The 21983-nt window shown below is 60.5% G+C and carries 13 protein-coding genes; 4 read left to right on the top strand and 9 right to left on the bottom strand.

Annotated elements, in window-relative coordinates:
• Positions 1–88: 88 nt before the first annotated feature.
• Together poxB and mrdA are read right to left on the bottom strand one after the other, a co-directional pair.
• Positions 89–1810 (bottom strand): ubiquinone-dependent pyruvate dehydrogenase, encoded by a 1722-nt coding sequence (poxB, locus tag ABEH28_RS14115; protein WP_346630280.1) that lies wholly within the window; start codon positions 1808–1810, stop codon positions 89–91.
• 134 nt (positions 1811–1944) lie between these two features.
• A complete protein-coding gene (gene mrdA, locus ABEH28_RS14110; protein ID WP_346630279.1) occupies positions 1945–3879 on the bottom strand; it encodes a penicillin-binding protein 2 in 1935 nt (644 codons plus the stop codon).
• A 522-nt stretch (positions 3880–4401) separates the two neighbouring features.
• Between mrdA and ABEH28_RS14105 the strand changes: the two genes are divergently transcribed.
• The 4 genes from ABEH28_RS14105 (at position 4402) to ABEH28_RS14090 (ending at position 9799) form a co-directional block, all read left to right on the top strand.
• The gene (locus ABEH28_RS14105; protein ID WP_282373519.1) at positions 4402–5148 is read left to right on the top strand and encodes a gluconate 2-dehydrogenase subunit 3 family protein; all 747 of its coding nucleotides are present in this window, start codon (positions 4402–4404) and stop codon (positions 5146–5148) included.
• 6 nt (positions 5149–5154) lie between these two features.
• Positions 5155–6918 carry a GMC family oxidoreductase gene (locus ABEH28_RS14100; protein WP_346630278.1) on the top strand — a complete coding sequence of 588 codons (1764 nt, stop codon included), beginning with the start codon at positions 5155–5157 and terminating at the stop codon, positions 6916–6918.
• The gene (locus ABEH28_RS14095) at positions 6915–8141 is read left to right on the top strand and encodes a cytochrome c (RefSeq protein ID WP_346630277.1); all 1227 of its coding nucleotides are present in this window, start codon (positions 6915–6917) and stop codon (positions 8139–8141) included. Before ABEH28_RS14100 ends, ABEH28_RS14095 begins: the two co-directional genes overlap by 4 nt.
• Positions 8142–8668: 527 nt before the next feature.
• A complete protein-coding gene (locus tag ABEH28_RS14090) occupies positions 8669–9799 on the top strand; it encodes an SMP-30/gluconolactonase/LRE family protein (protein WP_346630276.1) in 1131 nt (376 codons plus the stop codon).
• 798 nt (positions 9800–10597) lie between these two features.
• Here ABEH28_RS14090 and ABEH28_RS14085 read toward each other — a convergent pair.
• The 7 genes from ABEH28_RS14085 to ABEH28_RS14055 form a co-directional block, all read right to left on the bottom strand.
• Positions 10598–11074 (bottom strand): hypothetical protein, encoded by a 477-nt coding sequence (locus tag ABEH28_RS14085; RefSeq protein WP_346630275.1) that lies wholly within the window; start codon positions 11072–11074, stop codon positions 10598–10600.
• The gene (locus ABEH28_RS14080; RefSeq protein ID WP_346630495.1) at positions 11071–11631 is read right to left on the bottom strand and encodes an RHS repeat-associated core domain-containing protein; all 561 of its coding nucleotides are present in this window, start codon (positions 11629–11631) and stop codon (positions 11071–11073) included. Before ABEH28_RS14080 ends, ABEH28_RS14085 begins: the two co-directional genes overlap by 4 nt.
• Positions 11632–11658: 27 nt before the next feature.
• Complete coding sequence (locus ABEH28_RS14075; RefSeq protein ID WP_346630274.1) at positions 11659–15783, bottom strand: RHS domain-containing protein; 4125 nt, start codon at positions 15781–15783, stop codon at positions 11659–11661.
• A complete protein-coding gene (locus ABEH28_RS14070) occupies positions 15780–18620 on the bottom strand; it encodes a type VI secretion system tip protein VgrG (protein ID WP_346630272.1) in 2841 nt (946 codons plus the stop codon). Before ABEH28_RS14070 ends, ABEH28_RS14075 begins: the two co-directional genes overlap by 4 nt.
• Positions 18621–19112: 492 nt before the next feature.
• Positions 19113–20462: an amino acid permease gene (locus ABEH28_RS14065; protein ID WP_346630271.1), complete on the bottom strand. Its 1350-nt coding sequence runs from the start codon at positions 20460–20462 to the stop codon at positions 19113–19115.
• Positions 20463–20652: 190 nt separating this feature from the next.
• Positions 20653–20877, bottom strand: coding sequence for a DUF6555 family protein (locus tag ABEH28_RS14060; protein WP_282373075.1), 225 nt, complete (start codon positions 20875–20877; stop codon positions 20653–20655).
• Between the two features lie 89 nt (positions 20878–20966).
• Positions 20967–21809, bottom strand: a complete 843-nt coding sequence (locus ABEH28_RS14055; protein WP_346630270.1) for an OBAP family protein — start codon at positions 21807–21809, stop codon at positions 20967–20969.
• Positions 21810–21983: the final 174 nt, after the last annotated feature.

Here is a 21983-nt window from a genome sequence, read left to right as displayed (position 1 = left end):
AGAAGGGTGTAGCGGTAAGCACTCAACCTCCCAAAAAATTCCAAGGGCGCTGTGCATTGCACACAGCGCCCCGTCGACCCGCAGACGCTTAACGCAAATTAGTCTTCGCCAACTCCAGCACCATATCCGCTTTTCCATTCATCACGGCCTTGAGCATGAACAGGCTGAAGCCTTTCGCCTGGGCGAGTTTGATCTTCGGCGGCATGCCCAGTTCCTGTTTCGCGGTCACGACATCCACCACCACAGGCCCCGGGTGTTCAAAGGCTTTCTTCAGGGCATTCGGCAGGTCCGCCGAGTCTTCCACGCGAATCCCCAGAATCCCAGCGCCGATGGCGATGTTGGCAAAATTGGTGCTGTTGAAGTCAGTGTCATGGGGCACATAACCGCCGGCCTGCATTTCCATCGCCACAAAACCCAGCGAGCTGTTGTTGAACACAACCAGCTTGACCGGCAAGTTCAACTGACGGATCGACAGCAAGTCGCCCATCAACATCGACAACCCGCCGTCACCGCACAGCGCGACCACTTGCCGTTGCGGGAACGCCGCTTTCGCGCCCAGCGCCTGTGGCATCGCGTTAGCCATGGAGCCGTGGTTGAATGAACCCAGCAGCGAGCGCTTGCCGTTCATGGTCAGGTAACGCGCGGCCCACAGGGTCGGCGTGCCTACATCGACGGTGAAGATCGCGTCCGGGTCGGCGTAGGCATCGACCAGTCGCGTCAGGTATTGCGGGTGAATCGGCTCGCCATGGCCTGACGGCGTGGCCAGTTCATCCAGCTCGTCGCGGGATTTGGCGTAATGATCCAGCGCCTTGTCGAGGAACTTGCGATCGGTGTGTGCCTTGAGGCGAGGCAGCACGGCGTCGAGGGTTTCAGCGACGCCGCCGGCCAGACCGAGGGCCACCGGCACGCGACGGCCGAGGGCCGTCGGATCGATGTCAATCTGGATGACGGTGGCTTTTTCCGGGTAGAAATTGCGGTATGGGAAGCTGCTGCCGAGGATCACCAGCGTGTCGCAGGCCATCATCGCGTGGTAGCCGGAGCTGAAACCGATCAGCCCGGTCATGCCGACGTCGAAGGGGTTGGCGTATTCGATGTACTGCTTGCCGCGCAGAGCGTGAACCACCGGCGCAGACAATTTCTCCGCCAGCGCAACCACCTGATCGTGGGCCTCGGCACAGCCAGCGCCGGCCAGAATCGTCACTGCTTTCGACTTATCCAGCAGGTCCACCAGGCGTTGTAGATCGGCTTCGGCCGGGATGACCCGCGCAGGCGCGTGATCGACCCACTGGGGCTTGATTTCAGGCGCGGCACTCAGGGCGACATCGCCGGAAATCACGATCACCGCCACGCCGCGCTGGCTTATGGCCGCGCGCATCGCTCGCTCCAGCACCCGAGGGAACTGCTCGGGGGTGCTGACGGTTTCGACGAAGTGGCTGCACTCTTTGAAAAGGTCGGTGGGGTGAGTTTCCTGGAAGTAATTCAGGCCGATCTCGGACGACGGAATCTGCGCCGCGATAGCGAGGACCGGCACACCGCTGCGGTGGCAGTCATACAGGCCATTGATCAAGTGCAGGTTGCCCGGGCCGCAACTGCCCGCACAGACCGCCAGCTTGCCGGTGGACGCCGCTTCCGCCCCGGCCGCGAACGCCGCGACTTCTTCGTGACGGGTGTGCATCCACTTGATCTTGCCCAGACGCTGGAGGCTGTCGGTCAGACCGTTCAGGCTGTCGCCGCTGACGCCCCAGATCTTCGAGACGCCGGCTGCGGCGAGGGTTTGGGCGAGGTAATCGGCGATGGTTCTGCTGGACATGGGGCAAGTTCCTTGTCGAGTCGAATGAGCGCGCGAGGCCGGAACAGACATCACGCGTGGTCTCAAATCGACCCGTCACGCCGGGCACAGTTCAGTGCGTGTGGGCAAACGTGCCCACCCACACCTGCCTGCTATCACACAGGCGGCTGGCCCGGCGCCGTGCTCGGCGCGGCGATCTGCACTTTCGGGTTGATCGGCGTGACACTTGGGGTGGCGTACTGCTGTTTCAGGTGACCGTCCTGATCCAGCAGCCAGGCATCGAGGATCTCCCGCACCACGGGACCCGCCACGCGTCCGCCCGCCTCGCCGTTCTCGATCATCACCGCGACGACAATCTTAGGATTGGCCGCGGGGGCAAAGCCAACGAACAAGGCGTTGTCGCGGTGCCGTTCCAGCGTCTTGTCGCGGTTGTAGCGTTCGCCCTGCTTGATCGCCACCACCTGCGCGGTGCCGCTCTTGCCGGCGATGCGGTACTGCGCACCTTGCGCGGCCGCACGGGCGATGCCGCGCGGGTCGTGCATCACCGCTTGCATGCCGTTGTTGACCTGATCCCACTCGTGGGAATCGCGCAGCACGATGTTCGGCATCGGATGCTCGTCCACCGGCGCCACGCCGCCGATTTCCTTGGCCAGATGCGGACGGTGCCAGATGCCCTTGCTGGCGATCAGGGTCGTCGCCTGGGCCAGTTGCAGCGGCGTCACCTGCATGTAGCCCTGGCCGATGCCGAGGATCACGGTTTCCCCCGGGAACCAGGCCTGACGCCGGGTGATGCGCTTCCATTCTTTCGACGGCATCAGCCCCGCCGATTCTTCGAACATGTCCAGCGAGACCTTCTGGCCGATACCGAACATGGTCAGGTAATCGTGCAGGCGGTCGATGCCCAGCTTGTGGGCCAGGTCATAAAAATAGGTGTCGTTGGAGCGCATGATTGCCGCGTACAGGTCCACCCAGCCATCGCCGCTGTGGTTCCAGTTGCGGTACTTGTGATCGAAATCAGGCAGCTGGAAATAGCCCGGGTCGAACACCCGCGTAGACGGCGTGACGACCCCGCTGTCCAGCCCGGCAATCGCCACTTCCGGCTTGATGGTCGAACCCGGCGCATACAACCCGCGCAGCACACGGTTGAACAGCGGCCGGTCGACCGAATCACGCAGCGCCGAATATTCCTTGAAGCTGATGCCGGTGACGAACAGGTTCGGGTCAAAGCTCGGTTTGCTGACCATCGCCAGCACTTCGCCGGTGGCCGGATCGATCGCCACCACTGAGCCGCGACGATCGCCCAGGGCATGTTCAGCCGCCTCTTGCAGCTTGATGTCCAGGCTCAGCGTGATGTTTTTTCCAGCCACCGGATCGGTGTGTTTTAGCACGCGCAACACCCGCCCCTGCGCGTTGGTTTCCACTTCTTCGTAGCCGACATGGCCATGCAGCTCGCTTTCGTAGAAGCGCTCGACGCCGGTCTTGCCGATGGACTGTGTGCCGCGGTATTCCACCTGATCGAGCTGAGTCGCTTCCTTCTCGTTGATCCGCCCGACGTAGCCGATGGAGTGGGCGAAGTGCTCCGCCAGCGGGTAGTGGCGAACGAACTGCGCCTCGACGTCCAGGCCCGGCAGGCGGAACTGATTGACCGCCAACAGGGCGATCTGCTCTTCCGTCAGCTCATACAACAGCGTCACCGGCACGAAGCGGTGCGGCGAGTTTTTCATCGCCTTGTCAAAAATAATGCGGTCCTCGTCGGGCAGGTTGAGGATCTGCATCAGTTCGTCGATGACCGCATGCCAGTCGCCTGCGCGCTCGCGGGTCATGGTCAAGTTGAAGCTGGGCCGGTTGTCAGCGAGGATCACGCCGTTGCGATCGAAGATCAGCCCGCGCTCGGGCGGAATCGGCAGGACATGGACGCGGTTGTTTTCGGAGATGGTCGAGTGGTAGGCGAATTCGGTGACTTGCAGGAAGTACATGCGGCACACCAGCGCGACGCTGAGCATGGCCACGAACACGGCGCAGGCGATCAAGCGTTTGTTGACCAGCCGGGTTTCCTTCTCGTGGTCTTTTAAAGGTATTGGATCGGGCATTTCTGCAGCTACTCGGTGAACAGATGGACAGCACAGTCAGCACCCCGCGTGAATAGGCGGGACGCAAATGGCGTGCACGATACCAATAAGTGGTCCTGACGACGGCCTGGTGTTTATGAAGATTCTGTCAGGTTCGAGCCGCCGCCCGCGCTGACATTCAATCCGTAAGGCCAGGTTGGGCGAAACGACACGCGCCGTCGTCGGCTCATTGTTACTCGAACGGACCGTGACTGTTACAGGATCGGTAAGAGTCATTTACAGAATTCACTCGCCGCAACACGTCGTAACACATCTATCATGCCAGTTGGCGTGAAAAAACAGGGATCAGTTACGGCAACTCCCCGCTCAGCGTGCGCTATTCGGCCGCCGGGCTGCCAGAGACCCAATGTCACACCCCGCCAAGAGCCACTTGCCGTGCACATCGTATGCGCGGCAATACCCGTGATAAAGAACGCAGAGCACAGCCCCGGCACGGACCATTCCCCAATGGCCTGTGGGGGCGTGGTTTTGCAGGAGCCCTGAATGACAGAGAAATCCAAAGGCCTCACCCGCCGCCAGTTGCTGAAAGGTTCAGCCACGACGCTGGCCGTGGGCGCCGCCGCTACGGCCCAGGCCGCCACCGTCGTTGGCGTTCCGCAGTGGGTGCCCTTCGACCACAACGGTCCGATGCACTACGACACCCCCGGCTGGCAGTTCTTCACCGACGCCGAGGCCACTGCGGTGGAAGCCATTGTCGCCCGACTGATTCCCGCCGATGACCTCAGCGTCAGCGGCAAGGACGCCGGGTGCGCGGTGTTCATCGACCGTCAGCTGGCCGGCGAGTACGGCACCTTCAGCCGTCTGTACATGCAGGGCCCGTTCGTTCAGGGCACGCCGATGCAGGGTGACCAGTCGGAACTGGTGCCGCGCCAGCGCTACCGTCTCGGCCTCGCCGGCCTCGAAGGCTATTGCCAGAAGCAGTTTCAGAAAAGCTTCAGCGGCCTGACCGCAGAACAACAGGACAAAGTCCTGACCGGTCTGGACAAGGCGGAAATCACGCTGGACGGCATCGACGCCAAGCTGTTCTTCCAGCAAGTGCTCGGCAACACCATGGAAGGCTTCTTTGCCGACCCGGTCTACGGCGGCAACCGCGACATGGTGTCGTGGAAAATGATCGGCTTCCCCGGTGCCCGCTACGACTACCGCGAGTACATCGGGCTGCACAACCAGAAGCTGAATCTGGTGCCGCTCTCCATCATCGGCAGCTCCGCCTGGACCAAGAAGGGTTAATTCGACATGGCCAAAAAACTACCTTCCACGGACGTCGTGGTTGTCGGGCTCGGCTGGGCCGGATCCATCATCGCCAATGAACTGGCTGACGAAAACCTGAAGATCATCGGCTTCGAACGCGGCCCGTGGCGTGACACCGCCGCTGATTTCAACGTCGCGTCAGCGGCGGACGAACTGCGCTACAACCGCCGTCAGGACCTGATGCTGAGGACCCGGCAAAACACCACGACCATTCGTAACAGCGTGACCGAGACAGCGCTACCCATGCGCAGCTGGGGCTCGTTTCATCCGGGCAACGGCACCGGCGGCGCGGGCAACCACTGGGCCGGCATCACCTTCCGTTTCCAGCCCCACGAATTCCGGCTGCACAGCCACCTGACCGAGCGCTACGGCAAGGAGTTGTCGCCTGAACTGACCTTGCAGGATTGGGGCACTGACTGGGACGAAATGGAGCCGTTCTACGCCAAGTTCGATCGACTGGCGGGCATCTCCGGCAAGGCCGGCAACATCAAGGGCGTGATCCTGGAGGGCGGCAACACCTTCGAAGGCGCTCGCTCGGAGGAATACCCGAACCCGCCGACAGCACAGACTTACGCGCCGACGCTGTTCGCCGAAGCCGCGAAGAATCTGGGCTACAAGCCGTTCCCGGTGCCCTCGGCCTTGGTTTCGCGTCCGTACGTGAACTCCCTTGGCGTAGCCATGGGTGCCTGCACCTTCTGCGGTTTCTGCACCAACTACGGCTGCGCCAACTACTCCAAAGCCAGCGCCATCACCACGGTGTTGCCGGTGCTGGTGCGCAAGCCGAACTTCACCGCGATGACCAACTGCGAAGTCCTGCGCGTGACCATGGACAGCAGTGGCAAGCGCGCCACCGGCATCGTCTACATGGATTCGAACGGCGAAGAGTGGGAACAACCCGCCGAACTGGTGGTGATCAGCGCCTTCATCTTCGAAAACGTGCGCCTGATGCTGCTCTCCGGCGTCGGCCAGCCGTACGACCCGGTGACCAACACCGGCACCACGGGCCGCAACTACGCCTACCAGACCGCCAACAGCGTGCGCATGTTCTTCGATGACAAGAACTTCAACCCGTTTATCGGCGGCGGCGCCATCGGCATGGGCATCGACGAGTTCAACAACGACAACTTCGACCACTCGGGTCTGGGTTTCGTCGGCGGCGGCAGCACCCGTGTGACGCCGATCGGCGCTGCGCCCATCGACTCCCGCCCTCTCCCGCCCGGCACCCCGGCCTGGGGTTCGGAGTGGAAGAAAGCCACGGTGAAGAACTACGCCAGCACCATGTCCATCGGCTGCGAGGCAAGCAGCTACGCGACCCGCACCAACTACCTGTCGCTGGACCCGACCTATAAAGATCCGCTGGGTCGTCCGTTGCTGCGCATCACCTTCGACTTCCCGGAGAACGACCGCAAGATGGCCGCTTACGTCACCGGCAAGGTCGGCGAAATCGCCAAGAGCATGAACCCGCGGCAGATGGTGCCCAGCTCCCAGCAAGGGCATTGGAACAGCGCGCCGTATCAGTCGTCGCACATCGTCGGCGGCTTCATCATGGGCGCCGACCCGAAAAACAGCTCGGTGAACAAACACCTGCAAGTGTGGGGCGTGCCGAACCTGTTTGTGGTCGGCTCTTCCGCCTTCCCGCAGAACCCGGGCTACAACCCGACCGGCACCGTCGCGGCGCTGGCCTTCAAAGCGGCGGATGCCATCCGCACCCGCTACCTCAAGCGTCCAGGGGAGATGATCAGCGTATGAAGACTCTCCTGACGGTCTGGGCAGGCGTTATCGGCCTGTCTGTTTCCCTGGCTCATGCCGCAACCGGCGCCGATTCCTACAACATCGTGGAAAAAGGCCGCTATCTGACCACTCTGGGCGACTGCACCGCGTGCCACACGATCCCGGGCAAGCCGCTGTTCTCCGGTGGCGTCATCCTCGACACGCCGTTTGGCAAGCTGGCCGGCGCCAACATCACCCCGGACCCGGCGACCGGCATCGGCCGCTGGAGCTTCGAGGATTTCCAGAACGCCATGTCCAAGGGCCACGGCCTGGACGGCAAGCGTTTGTACGGCGCCATGCCGTTCACCGCGTACACCAAGGTGCTGCGTGAGGACAATCTAGCGATCTTCGCGTACCTGAAAACGGTCGACCCGGTGGAAAACAAGGTTGAAACCAACCAGCTGCCCTTCCCCTTCAACGTGCGCACCAGCTTGATCGGCTGGAACCTGATCAACTTCAAGGAAGGCGAATTCAAAGCCGATCCGCAGAAGTCCGAGCAGTGGAATCGCGGCGCGTACCTGGTGGAAGGTCTGGGCCACTGCGGCACGTGCCATACGCCGAAGAACCTGATTGGCGGTGACAAGAACGATCAGTTCCTCACCGGCGCCAATCTGCAGAGCTGGGTCGCACCGAACATCACCTCCACTGGCCACGATGGCATTGGTGCGTGGAGCGAGGCGGACATCGTCAAGTACCTGAAGACCGGCGCAAACCGTTTCGACATCGCCTCCGGGCCAATGGCCGAGGAAGTCGAGCATTCTTCGCAGCACTGGAAGGATGAGGATTTGCTGGCGGTGGCGGTGTACTTGAAGGACGGTGCCAAGCCGGTTGAGGCGGCCAAGCCAGTCGCTGCGGATGATGCGGCGATGGTGGCGGGCAAGGCGATTTATGCGGATCGCTGCTCGGCATGTCATACACCGACCGGTGAAGGCGCGGCCAATCTGTTCCCGAAACTGGCGTTGGCACCGTTGGTGAACAGCAACGATCCGTCGTCGCTGATTCGTGTGGTGCTGGCGGGCAGTCGTGCGGGTGCGACGGATGCTGCGCCGACAGCTCCGGCGATGCCGGCGTTTGGCTGGAATCTGTCGGATGAGAATGTCGCGGATGTGCTGACGTATGTGCGTAATACGTGGGGCAATGCGGCGCCGGCGGTGTCCGGTTCGGATGTGAAGGATGTGCGTGAGGGGTTGAGGGCGAAGTAGTTTTTCCGCCTGCCTGACGTTGGAGATCAAGATCAAGGGCGTCTGCCTAGGGGCAGGCGTTTCGCCTTCGGCGAGTTACTTGATAAAGCCCCAAGTAACCAAGGGCTTGTGCTCCTGGTTTGGCCCTTCCTTCGTCAGGGTTCCTTCACTCCGGTCTCGCTCCGTGGGCCCGCGCCGAACGGACATCTATGTCCTGACGGCGCTCTCGCCGCATCCATGCGGCTCGGCCCACTGCGCGAGACCTGCGTTCAACCTGCACCCAAGTCGCGATTTGTGGTGTCTGAACTTTTTGTGTTTGAAGATCAAAAGCAGATCAAAAGCAAATCAAAAGCTTCCCGGCTAAAGCCGGTCCCACTGGCTTCACGCGTTGCTTTTAGTGGGACCGGCTTTAGCCGGGAAGAGGCCTGTTTGCGCACCGATATCGTCGGAGGGTGAGCTGGATACCCACCCATCATTCACTTGTACGATGTCTTATCAGGAGGTATTACTAGTGGCCCGTAAAAAAATAATAGAACGGAGATCGCTACATGGACTCATCCCTGTCCCCCTTGCCCCCGCACGCTGAAACCGCTGGTCATTCAAGCGGCAACACGCGCCGCAGCTTCCTGAAAAAATCCCTCGCTGTTTCCGCCACGCTGGCCACCGTCGGCAGCGCCGCTCTGCCCCGCCTCGCGTCTGCCGCAGAACCCCTGAGCCAGCGCTACCCGGATCCGCTCATTCACATTCTCGACGACAGCTTTCTTGAACTGCGTGTCTTCAACGCCAGCGTGGAAAAACTCGCCACCGGCATGCGTTGGGCCGAAGGGCCGGTGTGGGTCGGCGACGGGCGTTACTTGCTGGTCAGCGACATCCCCAACAACCGCATCATGCGTTGGGACGAAATCACTGACACTTTCACGGTGTACCGCGAGCATTCCAACTTCTCAAACGGCATGTGCCGCGATCGCCAGGGCCGCCTCATCGTCTGCGAGGGTTCGACCACCACCAGCGAAGGCCGGCGCATCACCCGCACGGAATACAACGGCACCATCACCGTGCTGGCCGACAGCTTCGACGGCAAACCCTTCAACTCCCCCAACGACATCGTCTGCAAAAGCGACGGCTCGATCTGGTTCAGCGACCCGCCCTTCCAGACCAGCAACAACTACGAAGGCCACAAAATCACCCCGACCCAACCCCACGCTGTCTACCGCATCGACGGCGAGAGCAGGAAAGTCACCCGGGTGATCGACGACCTCGCCGGCCCCAACGGCCTGTGCTTCTCCCCTGACGAAAAGACCCTGTACGTCGTCGAAGGTCGCGCCAAACCCAACCGCCTGACCTGGGCCATCGCGGTCAAGGACGACGGCACCCTGGGCGAACGCCGCAAACACATCGAAGGCCTGGACTACGCCGCCATCGACGGCATGAAGTGCGACGAAGCGGGCAACCTGTGGTGTGGCTGGGGAGGCAACGGCGACCCCAAGGCCGACCTCGAAAAACTCGACGGCGTGCGAGTCTTCAACCCCCAGGGCAAGGCCATCGGGCACATCTCGCTGCCAGAACGCTGCCCGAACCTGTGCTTCGGCGGACGCGAAGGGAATCGGCTGTTTATGGCGAGCAGTCACTCGATTTATTCGTTGTTTGTGAATACGCGTGGGACTGGGTTTGTGGTGTAAGGGGCTGGCTGGATCACAAGACGGTCAAACGACCGTCTACCTGCGCACTGCTCTTGGACTAAAGAGGACCGTCCCCTTTAGGATTTATGTGTCACAGTCCGAAAATATGAAGATTTCCAAGTTGGAATGCCTCGCTCAGCTCAACTTCCTCATTAACGTCCCCCTCACTCAAACACTTGCATGGCCTATTCTCTAGCGCTGCGCGCACCAGGTCATGTAGCGCCGACGATTTAAAATTGACCTCAAGCCATAGTGTACTGTCATCATCATGGCTCAAGCGTGCGTCATAATCCGCTGTAGTCTTAGAATTTTGATCTTTCAAGTACAAAAATTCTTGATCTACCCGAACGCAAGACTCACTCGCCTTTAAAGAATCCATAATGCGCTGAGCTGTAAGATCGTTGGAAAACACCAGTCTATATTCATGACTCATGGGCCGTGCGGCCGCCCTCGAACTGTGGGTAAATCAATAGGACTGCGAATGCCGATACAACTCTTGTTCTGATCCGTCGTGAGGGTCCAGTGATCATCTAGAGCGTTTCCTGATCGAATTGATGCTGTATTTTTTAAAATGTTCGCGGTTGATATTTTAGCTTCAAAGTTTGCTAAGACGTCGGTGCAGTTGAGAGGCCATAGGAGTCCACCCCCCTTCAAATACGCCAACCCAGCACGTAAGAGGTCCTTACCGTTTAACCCACATAGGCAAATGGCACTTCAAATCAAATCGAGCCTGTTCCCGCCACCGTAATCAGCATGCTGAAAAAAGAAATAGGATTTCAGGGGGGCGTCCCCTTTACCCTATCGCCTTCTGTCATCTTGGGTAAGCAATAAGTTATCAAAGAACGCAACAAACTCTTCACCTATATCAGGGACAACTTTTTTCAAGGTAATGAAGTACTTCCAGATAGGTGTTGGCGCCCCTAGGTCCATCTCGAGCCACTCTGCTTCACTTGCTGCACAGTGAATAGCGAAGCGAGCGAGGCCTGATGTTGTCACGCATAACTCCCTATAATCTTTCTCGATCGTCCAGAGTTTATGAACCATTTCTTGGGCATGCCCATCATTATGATCAATTAACTCGGTATCTGCGAAGTGCTGTAAATTCCGAGCTATGGTCTCTAGCCCGTCGGATGGGAGGGCTTGGACCATTTGAGCGCTAATCAGCTTAATCAGAAAACTTGCATAGCAGCGCCTAATTTCGTCATAGGATATTTTTTGCTCGTCCAAACGCTCGTTAATGCCCCTTATTGCTTTTAGTACTTGATCATCGGTCATTTCAAAGCTCCATCCTGTACACCGAGATTTTTCATTACAGGAAAACACGACTCGCAAAAAACAAGCGGCTTTCCGTCGTTTCGAAGTGTCGTTGAGGTTCCTCCTTGCACAAGGGCTCGTAAATCATTCGCACACCGGACATCGTGCTGGGTCGCAATCTGACTAAGTGCATCTGCTTCACCGCACCCCCCGTGAAATTTGGATCGATCATCTGGCGGAACGTCGTCGTATAGCTGTCTTACCACTGGGTGCGCAGCGCCGTTGCCCAAGGCGCCTACGCTATAACCGAACTGAGTTTCTGGCAGGTTCTTTGCCTCAATAGCTGTACGCGCGCCTTCATTGTTTGGCGTTATCCCCTTTAACCGGGCAAGTCCCAGCGGGTCGATCCAACCCGTCGGATTCGGAACGTAGTGGTAGAGATTCAGCCCGCCACTGTAGCCAATCGGATCTTTGCTGATAAACCGCCCGACCCTCGGATCATAGTACCGATGGCGGTTGTAGTGCAGGCCGGTTTCGTGGTCGTGGTATTGGCCCTGGAACCGGATCGGGTTGGTCAGGCCGACTTGTTGGGCGAACTCGGAGCGCTATTTGGTTGCTTCACCCCACGCTTTGTATTGGGCGCTCCAGGCGGTGTTGCCGTTTTGGTCAGTAACTTCCTGCGGCGTGCCGAGGTGGTCGCACTGGTACCACGCCAACGCATCAATCGGTAGCGCGACCGGTTTGTAGGTCCAGAGCGGATCTTCCTTGAAGTTGTAGCGGCCGGTGTAAGTTGGCTGGCTGACGAGGCGAATTGTTTCGTGGCGGATGGCCTGGGCCGCTGGCACGAAAGTGCCGGGCTCGTGGATGTAGTGGACGGTGCGGCCGAGGGCTCCGGCGTGGGGCGGCGGACTGCTTTCCCAGGCGAGGTTGTCTCCGTCCCAGCCGTAGAGGGTGAAGCCGCAGCCGAGCTCGCGCTCCTTGCGGGCGTGTTCATTTTCGTTCCAGCCGGTGCCGGCTTCTGGGCGCGGTCGGTAGTGCGCTTTGGAGAGCTTGTAGAGGCGACGTCCGAGGGGGTCGTAGCCGAAGTCAACGGTGAGGCGCGGATCGCGGAAGTGCACCAGACGATCGAAGAGGTCCCAGTGCAGTTCGCTGCGCAGGCCGTTGGTCCAGCGCTCGGTCTGGTTGCCGCGTTCGTCGTATTCGTAGTGGTTGCCTGCATAGTCGCGCAACAGGTTGTCGATCAGTTTGTGGCGGATTGGCTCGGGTTCGAGGGGACGTCGTGTTGGTGCGGCGCTGTCGTCGAGCAGGTTGCTGGCCGGGTCGAAGGCGAAGGTTTCCACGCCCAAGCGGCTGGTAGCGCTGAGCAGGCGACTGACCGGGTCGTAGCGGTATGAGAGCGGGCCTCGACGGCTGTCATTGATGTCGGTGAGTTGGCCGGCAGCGTCGTACTGGTAAGTGCGTTTGAGCAGTGTGGATTTGTCGTCTGCTCGGCCCAGTAGCTGTTTTTGAAGCCGTCCTGCCGGATCCCAGCTTTGGGTTTGCAGGAGTTGGTTGCCCTGATGGCGGGCGATTTCGCGATGGAGATCATCGCGTTCGTAACTGAGCAGTTCTTGCTCATCCAGCTTCAACCCAAGCAGATGACCGCTGCCGTAGGTCAGCCAGCAGACGCGATGGCCGTCCGGGCGGATGGTCGCGACGCGATTATTAAGGGCGTCATACTCATGCTGCCAGACGGCGACCAGTGGTTTATCCAGGTTCGAGTAATGCTGATGCTCGCGCAGGAGGTTACCGGCGGGATCGTGGAACCATTGCAGTTTGCTGATGGCGTTGGTCGCCATGACCAGATGGCCGTTGCCGTCATAAGCAAACGTCTCGCTTTGGGATTGCTTTCCTAGCGTGGCCCGGCGTTCGGTGAGGCGGCCCATCGGGTCGAATGTCAAAGCAATGGAGCGCTGGCCGTTGATAGTCTCGGCAAGGCGCCCGGTTTCCGGGTCGTACTGATAGTGAGTCGAGCGCCCGTCGAAGCCGCTGTCTTCCAGCAGCCTGCCGACCGGATCGTAGTGAAAGTGGGCGCGGCGTTCGTTTTCGTTTTCCAGCGCGACGAGGCGGCCAAGCTTGTCCCAGCGGTAACGCAAGGTTTGCTCGGCAGCGTCGACGCGTTCGGCGATAAATCCCGCAGCGGTGTAGCGCCAGGTGGTGCAGCGTTCCAAGCCATCGGAGTGTGCGAGCAGCCTGCCTTCGGCGTCGCGGCTAAAGCGTTCTTCGGTTTTGTCCGGGTGTTTGATCAACACCAAATGGCCTGATTTGTATTCGTAAGCGGTGCTATGCCTGGCCGGGTCGGTGAAGCGGATCATCTGGCCGCGATCGTCGTACTCCCAGCTACTCACCTTGCCCGAGCAGTCGGTGTACTTAACGAGTTGTCCGGCGTCGTTGTAGGCCAACGACTTGGTATTGCCGTCGGCGTCCTTGATCGCCGTAGGAAGACCGAACGTGTTGTAGGCGTACTCGGTGACGTTCTCTAGCGGATCAATCGCCTCAACGAGATTGCCGCGAAAGTCGTAGTCCCGTTTCCACAACCCACCCTCGCCATCGCTGATCTTGATCAGATGGCTTTTATCGTCGTAGGCGTAATTCATCACGCTGTGATCAGCGCGAGTGTGCTCGGTCAGGTTGCTGAGTTTGTCGTAGCGGTAACGGTCGGTGCTGCCATCGGTATGGACGTGGCGGATGATGTTCTTCGCGGCGTCACGGAAGAACCATTCGGAACGGCCATCGGCATGACAAATGCGGTAGGTGTAACCCAAGCTGTCGTAGTAATGCCGGGTTTCGTGACCCAAAGCGTCAGTGACGTAGGTCAGGCGGATGTTTTCGTCCCACGCCAGTCGGGTTTCGAAACTGCCGTCATCGGCCCATTCGCGAATAGCCTTTGCGTCGGGACCTGTTCCCTGCCATTGCAGGTTCAGACCGCGATTGGTGCGGTCGGTGTAGCGCGTGATCAGGTGGTCTTGATACTGATAACGCCAGGCAGCGCCGTTCTCATCCTGGGCCAGAACAAGGTCACCGAAATCGTCGTACTGATAGGCACACAGTTGGCGTTTGACGTCGCCATCACGAACCTCCCAAAGACCGGCCAGACGCCCCTGATCATCGATCAACGTGCCCAGTCGAAGATGCACTTTGTTGACATCTTTCTCCGAGTAAGTCACCAGCTCGGAGAGCACCGCCCCCCCACCGTGCCGATGCTCGTAATGCAACATAACACCGGCGCCGTTGGGCAAAACCTTGTTAATCAGAACAAAACGGTTACCCCGGCGAACATAGGTCTCCCTGTGCTCCAAGCCCCGCATCAGCAACAACCGATCCTTGCTGAGGCGAACAACGGTCAGGTTTTCAATGGCGTTGAAGTGAAAGAGTTTTACCTTGGGAAGGGGGAACTCATGGCTGCGTCCGTCGAAGTCATGAAACACCAAACCGTCGCCGACGAGATCGAAGCGTGTAGTAAACGGCGTAATCCACCGCGCACCGATAACATCATCATCAAACGCATCCAGACTCGAACAATAGGTCCGCGCCCACTCAATCGGAAAAGGCCCTGGCAGGCTGAAATCGGTATGGGTAACCGACTCCGAACCCATCGCAAAACTGATGCTCCTCGCCGTCGACCCACAGGCGCATTCACAAGGGCACGGACACGTACAGTTCTTCCGCTTGTTAGGCCGGGCTTTCGCAGGCTTCTCGAAACCAACCGCCTCCAGCTTTCCTTCGCCGCCCTGGCGCCTGGCCTGATTAACAACCCCCGGCTTGATGTTGAAGGCTTGCCCATGCCCATTGCGCGAACGCCAACTGACCACGGCGTCACCCAGCGTGAGCAGCAGCGAACCAATGGAATTCTGAACCCCAGGATCCGCCAGACCAGTAATCCTGGTGCGAAGCTCCGGCCCCATGGCGCGCAACAATTTGGCCTGTCTACCTATCTTTTTCTTAACCGACTCCGGCACAAAATTTTCGACGGCGCCGTTAACAGCGCCTTTACCCGCAGCAACGCAAACATCCGCAGCCGCCGCAAAAATGTTGCCAATGGCAGCCTTGGGGTCATAGGCCCACTGATCCCCAGCGGCCTGAACCAACTGCTCGGCCTCAAGCAAATCAGCCTTGGCGTTCAGCTTCGGGTCAACCAGCTGTTCAAGACCGGCAGCGATCTCAAAGAGCACGCCTTCCCCAAGTTTCCCGGCATCCTCAAGAATCCCCGGAAGCTTCCCCTGCGCCTGCGTCACAAAATCATCAAGCGTCCCGACGATGTCGGCATTGAGGTGCCCGATCAGCACCTCGATCAGCGAATCGCCCAGCACCATCTTGCCCGCCTGACGCATCTCCTGGCGCACCAGAAACAGCGTCGGCCGCAGGCTCATTCGCGCTGCCGCCATGATCGGCGGCGTTGGCAGCACACCAATCAGATTGATGCCCAAGCTAACCCAATCCAGCGGGTCGCGTTTCTCGCTCGTGGCCAGCCGAACGATGTCATTCAGCGCATCGACCAATGCCATGATGTTGCCCACCACAGGCAAAAATCCCGCAGCGTTCTTGATCCGCTCAAGCGAAACGACCCCGCCGCTGATGTCCTGCAGCCAGGCATCGACGTTCGCCGCACCGGCGCCAACGTCCTCAAGCTGAATCAGATCAAGCGGAACAATCGCCACCTGAGCTTCGCGCTCTGCAATGCCCGCGCTCATGACAACTTCTCGCCGGCCAGCAGGCCCGATACTTCAAGCAAGCCCTCATCCACCGTGGGCACTGGCAGGCTCGGAAGCTTCTCGCTTTTGATCATCCCGCTCAGAAGACCTGAAGCGATCGGCAGAGCCGCAGTCGCCAGCGGCGGCAAGCCCAATCCCGCCGCCCCAGCGTCAACCGCGGCCGTCATGACGTGCGCAACATCCCAGTTCTTGCTCGGCAGCCCCTCGCTAACCTCCGTCTCTAACAGCGCCGGAACCTCCCCCGCACTCGGCGGCAGGACCGGCCATTCGGGCTTGCCGATGAAGCTGCTCTCCGTCCAGGTGTCCGCCGGGTCCTTGCCGAAGGCCACCCGTCCAGGCCCGGGCGCAGCGCCGGGAACGGTCGCGAATCCCTTGGCATCAAGGGACCCTTTAAGCCGCTGGCCCAGGGCATCGATCACCTCGAAACCGCCGCCCTGAATCCCTTGCTGCCCCGCGTAATGGTTAAACAGCTCAAGATCGCCCTGCCCCTGTTTTGGGCGCTCCGGGAACACGCCCGCGAGGTTTTTCGCCGAGGTATAGGCGAAATTGGCGGCGTGGGCGGTGTACGGACCGGTGGTGACGTGGGTGATGCCGGCGGCGTTGTAGGTGGTGGCGCTGCCGCCGCCCTGAATCACCAGTTCGGTTTTGGCGGTGAGGGTGATGCGCTCGGCGTTGGCGGTGATGTTGAGTTTGGCCAGCAGGTTGATGCTGTCCTTCAGGGCGCGCACGTCGATGTCGCCGGACGCCGCGACCAGACGCCAGCCGAGGCTTTGCACGAACAGGCGCATGCCCTGGCTGGCGCTGGCCAAGAGGCGTTTACCCACGGAAAAGCTGGTGTGCCCTGTGCTGCTCAACGCCAGGTGCTCGCCGGTGGCGATGTGACTGGAGCGTGGGGTGGTCAGGGCGATGCCGGCCGGGCTGGCGAGGACCAGATGCGGTTCGGTGAATTCGGGAAACTCGTTGGCGCTTTTGTTCGCGGGGCCGCTGCCGAGTACGCCCTGATGCTGGGCGTGCAGGGCTTTGGCGACGTCATCCTGATCGCCGGGCTCCTGAGCCTGCAATTCCTTGGCCTGCAGCGCGAAGCCGTCCTGCTGATCGGCGGCAGTGGCCAGGCGTTCGGCGGTTTCCGGCAAGTCCTTATGGTGCTTCGACTCGTTGGGACGCGGCTCGGTGGTGATCAACAAACCTGCAGCGGCGCGCACGGCGCCATGACGGTCGGTGCGCAGCTCGAAACCCTCGCCCCGGGGCTGGCCGCCGGCGGGGCGCGGATGGGTCAGGTAACCGAGGTTGATGGCACTGGCGCCATGATCGCTGCGCAAGGCAATGCTGATCTCGCTGGTGGTGTCGTAGATGCGCAGTTCGTTGGCGCGGCCGCCCTTGTATTCCTTGCTCTTGACCGTGGCCACGGTCTTGAAATCGGGCAGTTTGTACGGCGGCAAATGGGCGCCGTGGTACAGGCAACCGGTGATGAGGGGTTGGTCGGGATCGCCTTCGAGGAAGGTGATCAGGACTTCCATGCCAACCCGCGGCAGGTTGATCGCACCGAAGTTCTGGCTGGCCCAGTTCGAGGCCACGCGCATCCAGCAACTGGTCTTGTCGTTGTGCTGGCCGTCGCGGTCCCAGAAGAACTGCACCTTCACCCGGCCATGCTGATCGCAGTAAATCTCCTCCCCTTCGGGCCCGGTGACCACGGCACTTTGTGTGCCCAGCACCTTCGGTTTCGGATGTTCCAGCGGTGGCCGGTAGTGGACATCCCACGGCGTCGCGCTGAAACGATTGCGATAGCCCTTATGGAAATCGCTTTTCAAGTCAGTGACGTCGCTGGTGATGACCTCTTCCAGTACCTGGGGCTGCTTGCCTTCGTGGAAAACCTCGGTCAGCAGCCACAGGTCGTTCCACAGCGGGTTGGCGTGCCCGGTCAGGGCGAGAAAATGGCCACTGACCAGCCGCGGTTGATCGCTGCTGCCTTCGGCCAGCCGATAGTCGCTGCGGTGGCGCTCAAGGGCGCGATTGGCCAGATGGCGGCCACGTTCGCGATCGGCGAAGCGGCCGGGGTAGTCATAGTCTTCGAGGTCGGGAACGGCCGCACTTTTGGCTGTGCTCTCCAGCTGGAACTTCGGTTTGGTGAAGTCGTAATCGCGGCGCGTGGTGCGGCTGGTGCGGGTGTTCATGCGCAGGCCGAAGCGCTTGATCACCTGGGCGTCGGCCACCAGTCCGGTGTCCTGCTGGTAGAGCACCGGCGCCAGCTTCGGGAACACCGTCTGATCGTCGCCGAACACCAGCAGATGACCCTTGGCGCTGTGCTGAAAATGAAAGTGAATGCCCTCCTCTTCGCACAGCCGCTGGATGAAGTGCAGGTCAGACTCGTCGTACTGCACGCAGTAGACGCGCTCGGGGTAGGTCGCGCCAAGCTGGAACCGGTAATCGATGGAAAGAATGCCGTGCTCTTCCAGGATCTGGCTGATGATCTGCTGCACCGTCATCTGCTGGAAAATCCGCTGATTGATCCGGTGCGCCAGGTAAGCCAGCTGCGGTCGCAGGGAAATCCGATAGCGGGTCAGGCGCTTGCCGGCATCACCCTGGGCGATGCTGTAAACCAGCCCGTGAACCCCGGTGCCGTCCTCGGCCAGCTGCAGAAACGTCTGCGCGTGCAGCAGATTTTCCTGATCGAGCGCGGGCTTTTCGCTGACCAGCTCCAGCTCGAATTCGTAGGGTTGGTTGAGGCGCTCCCGACCGGTGAAAGACAGCACTTGAAACAACGTGTCCTGCCCGTCGAGGGTCAGGCTGAATTGGGCTTGGTTGGCCGGTGCGAACATCCCTTGTTCCTTATGCGCTGTTGCGGCAGACGTCGATGCAAAGGGGGTGATCAACGACTGCAAGTGCGTGGAAGGACAGCGAACCGCCAGGCGTCGGCAGTGCTCTCCGCGGTCTGAAAATCACGACTGATCGGGGTTGATCGCGCATTCAGAGGACGACGGAGATATCAAGGGCCGTGCCAGCGGGCGCGGAGCCCTTGTGCCACAAGGGTTTGCAGGAGATTCTTGCGGGCTGTGCGAGATGCCTGGTCAGGATTCACGGGAAATATGCGCAAGAAGTTGCGCACCCCTGGGCAAGTTCTTGCGCACTCCCCAGCAGCCCACGAGCGACGTGCCCTGCAGGTCGGTAAGCCAGCAATTGGCGACGGTCACTGCGCAACTTTTTGCGCATGATGGCGATGGGGAGTCACGGGGAAGTGAGGGGTGTGACAGGGTGTTCAGAGGTCCGGCAGGAATCGGCGGCGTTGCGCCACCGATCCCCATGGCGCCGGATCAGTACTCGGCGTCGGCGTCCGCCAGATGGGTGTTGAATGCAGGCCGCGTCCCGCCCATTCGCGCAAGGAAATACAGCGCCACCCCCACCAGCATCAGCGCCCCGGCACGCAGCCAGGTTTCGGCACTTTGCTGAGTCAGCAGGATCAGGCACGACACAATCGCCAGCACCGGCACCCACGTCGGGACGCGGAAGTGGTCAGCCTCGACGGTGTCCTTGCGCAGGACCAGCACGGCGAGATTGGTGCTGAGAAACACGAACAACAGCAGCAAGACCACCGTCTCCGCCAATGTTGCCAGTGAGCCGGTCAGGGTCAAGATGATCGCGACCACTGTCGTTGCGACAATGGCCACCCACGGCGTCCGCCGCTCAGGCAGTACGTTAGACAGCGCGTTGGGCAGCAGGCCTTGGCGCGACATACCATACGCCAGACGGCTGGACATGATCATGGTCAGCAGCGCGCCATTGGCCACGGCCACCAGCGCAATGAAAGCGAATAACTGTGGCGGAATGCCCAGATGCGACGCCTTGACCACTTCCAGCAGCGGTGCCGAGGAATGCACCAGTTGCTCGATAGGCATGACGGTGGCAGCGGCGATGCCGACGCCCATGTAGATGGCCCCGGCGATCAGCAGCGCACCGAACAACGCGCGGGGATAGACCGTGCGCACGTTGCGCACCTCCTCCGCCAGATTGGCGGAAGTCTCGAAGCCCACGAACGAATAAAACGCCAGCAACGCAGCGCCGAGCACGGCGAACGCGGGGTTGACGCCCGCCTTGAATTGCACGGCGCGTGACAGGTCCCCATCGCCGGAGCGGAAAAACCACACGGCGGCGACAATCACCAGCAGCAGGCCCGAGACTTCAATGACCGTCATCACCAGGTTGGCGGACAGCGATTCCTTGATGCCCCGCGCGTTGAGCAAGGCGATGACCACCAGGAAGATCAGCGCCACGACGTGAGGCGGCAGGTCGATGAAGGGCGCCATGTAGTCGCCGGCGAACGCCAACGACAGCCCCGCCGCGCTGGTCACCCCCGCTGCCAGCATGCAGAAGCCCACCAGAAACGAGATCAATGGCGACTTGAACGCCTTGCCGGCAAACACGGCAGAAGCGCCGGCGTGGGGATATTTGGTGACCAGTTCGGCGTAGGAGCCCGCAGTGAGCATCGCGAAGCACAGGGCGATGAGCAGCGGTACCCAGATCGCCCCGCCCACTTCACCGGCAATGGTCCCGGCCAGGGCGTAGACACCGGCGCCGAGCACGTCTCCAAGGATAAAAAGCAGGAGCATCGGGCCTGTGACCGCGCGTTTGAGTGCTCGGCCTGGCTGAGCAAGTGGTGTCGTCATGGGTTGGCTCCGAATCAGGTGGCTCTAACAGGGCTTGGTTGAAACGTGTGAATCTAAGGGTAACGGGTCCAACCGAGGCATAGCCGACCAAAAGCTTCCCGGCTGAAGCCGGTCCTACGGGAATTCGGTGCCGTTGCAGGACCGGCGTTAGCCGGGAATGCGCACTGATGAACGCCCCCCTCTCACTGCTTCACGCCGGCTTCCAGGTCACCGCATCTATCCCCAATCGCTCGGCCTTGGGCTTGGAGAGTTTGATGGCTCTGTCGCTCCGGTATTTGGGGATGTCGGCCACACCGGCGTCCACCGCAGCCCAGTGCCACGCCTCAGCGTTGTCCATTTGCGTGGCGCACACGTAGAACCAGCGTGGCTTGCCATGGAAAAGGTATTCGATGCGGTAGTGTTGGGTATGTTGCATGGTCTTGATCTCGTGCAGGGGTCGATTTCGTTGTTTGATTTCCATCTTGGGTGGACGACTGACTCACCGCAGGCGGGTTGAGCGACAGACTAGGGATCCGCTTGTGGCCCGGCGGATCGACTGTTGGTACCCGGCAGCGAGGGTTGGGTGGGTTGCATGATGTGGCCGCGACCGGCGGGGTCTGCCAACTGCACCGTATCGCCGTGCTGCCAGGCGTCGGCGCCCTTGAGCACCGGCTGGGCCTGAATGTCCGCGCGTTCCGAGCGTTTCTCCCGGGTATCAATACCCATGCGGCGGTTGCGCTGCTCGACCATGGCCGGGTCCGCCTGGCCGTCCGCCGTGAAGCCCATCATCAGTTGGGGCACGCCCAATGGCAGTTGTTTGTCCTGGTCGGTGTGCCAGGTGTGCCAGGTCTTGCCATAGGTATTGGCAAGTTTGGCCATCAAAGCGTGTTCGGCGGTGGCAGGAATACCAGGAGCCACCAGTTGCCCCGACTTCACCTCATGGGCATGGCTGTGCCAGAAGCGCTTCTCGCCATCGGGCAGCTTCTCGAAGAGTTGAGCGCTGATGATGTATTCAACGCCCATCAACTTGGCATCCCGAACATTGCCGTCGTAAATCACGCACTGAATGAACTCTTCACTCAGCACCGAGCAATAGTGATGAGCTTCCATCTGCACGTCAGGATGACCGTTATAAAAATGAAAGCCATCCAGATACGCGTTGAGCGCTTCGATGGGCGGACGCGACTGCAGTGTCGCGGCACCCGCGTCGAGCACGCCGAGGGTTGCGCTGGTCGGCTTGCCGGGAGTCGGCACACTGGATCGAGTGTCATCACCCGCGCACCCACTCAATGCACCACAGGCCAAGGTGACCGATAAGGCCAGGCTCGGGCTGAAACAGGCTAACGTCTTCTCAGGGGATAACCGCATTGAAAGTCTCCATAGTTGAGGCCTCAGGCTTTCAAGGGCGGCTTCGTGCCGCGTTATAACTGGGCGGGGAACCCATTGATCCAATCAAATGCAAATAGACCGGGGCAGACAATGCGCCGGTAAAAAGTTGACCCTGTGCCGAAGCCGTATGTTCATCCCTAATGTCAACTTTCG

It is taken from the genome of Pseudomonas sp. Ps21-P2 (assembly GCF_039672565.1).
Classification (GTDB): domain Bacteria; phylum Pseudomonadota; class Gammaproteobacteria; order Pseudomonadales; family Pseudomonadaceae; genus Aquipseudomonas.
This window is presented reverse-complemented; position numbering and strand designations above follow the sequence as displayed.

Excerpts from the sequence above, each read along its gene's own strand:
- poxB (WP_346630280.1), bottom strand. The coding sequence starts at position 1,810 with ATGTCCAGCAGAACCATCGCCGATTACCTCGCCCAAACCCTCGCCGCA.
- mrdA (WP_346630279.1), bottom strand. The coding sequence starts at position 3,879 with ATGCCCGATCCAATACCTTTAAAAGACCACGAGAAGGAAACCCGGCTG.
- ABEH28_RS14105 (WP_282373519.1), top strand. The coding sequence starts at position 4,402 with ATGACAGAGAAATCCAAAGGCCTCACCCGCCGCCAGTTGCTGAAAGGT.
- ABEH28_RS14100 (WP_346630278.1), top strand. The coding sequence starts at position 5,155 with ATGGCCAAAAAACTACCTTCCACGGACGTCGTGGTTGTCGGGCTCGGC.
- ABEH28_RS14095 (WP_346630277.1), top strand. The coding sequence starts at position 6,915 with ATGAAGACTCTCCTGACGGTCTGGGCAGGCGTTATCGGCCTGTCTGTT.
- ABEH28_RS14090 (WP_346630276.1), top strand. The coding sequence starts at position 8,669 with ATGGACTCATCCCTGTCCCCCTTGCCCCCGCACGCTGAAACCGCTGGT.
- ABEH28_RS14085 (WP_346630275.1), bottom strand. The coding sequence starts at position 11,074 with ATGACCGATGATCAAGTACTAAAAGCAATAAGGGGCATTAACGAGCGT.
- ABEH28_RS14075 (WP_346630274.1), bottom strand. The coding sequence starts at position 15,783 with ATGAGCGCGGGCATTGCAGAGCGCGAAGCTCAGGTGGCGATTGTTCCG.
- ABEH28_RS14070 (WP_346630272.1), bottom strand. The coding sequence starts at position 18,620 with ATGTTCGCACCGGCCAACCAAGCCCAATTCAGCCTGACCCTCGACGGG.
- ABEH28_RS14065 (WP_346630271.1), bottom strand. The coding sequence starts at position 20,462 with ATGACGACACCACTTGCTCAGCCAGGCCGAGCACTCAAACGCGCGGTC.
- ABEH28_RS14060 (WP_282373075.1), bottom strand. The coding sequence starts at position 20,877 with ATGCAACATACCCAACACTACCGCATCGAATACCTTTTCCATGGCAAG.
- ABEH28_RS14055 (WP_346630270.1), bottom strand. The coding sequence starts at position 21,809 with ATGCGGTTATCCCCTGAGAAGACGTTAGCCTGTTTCAGCCCGAGCCTG.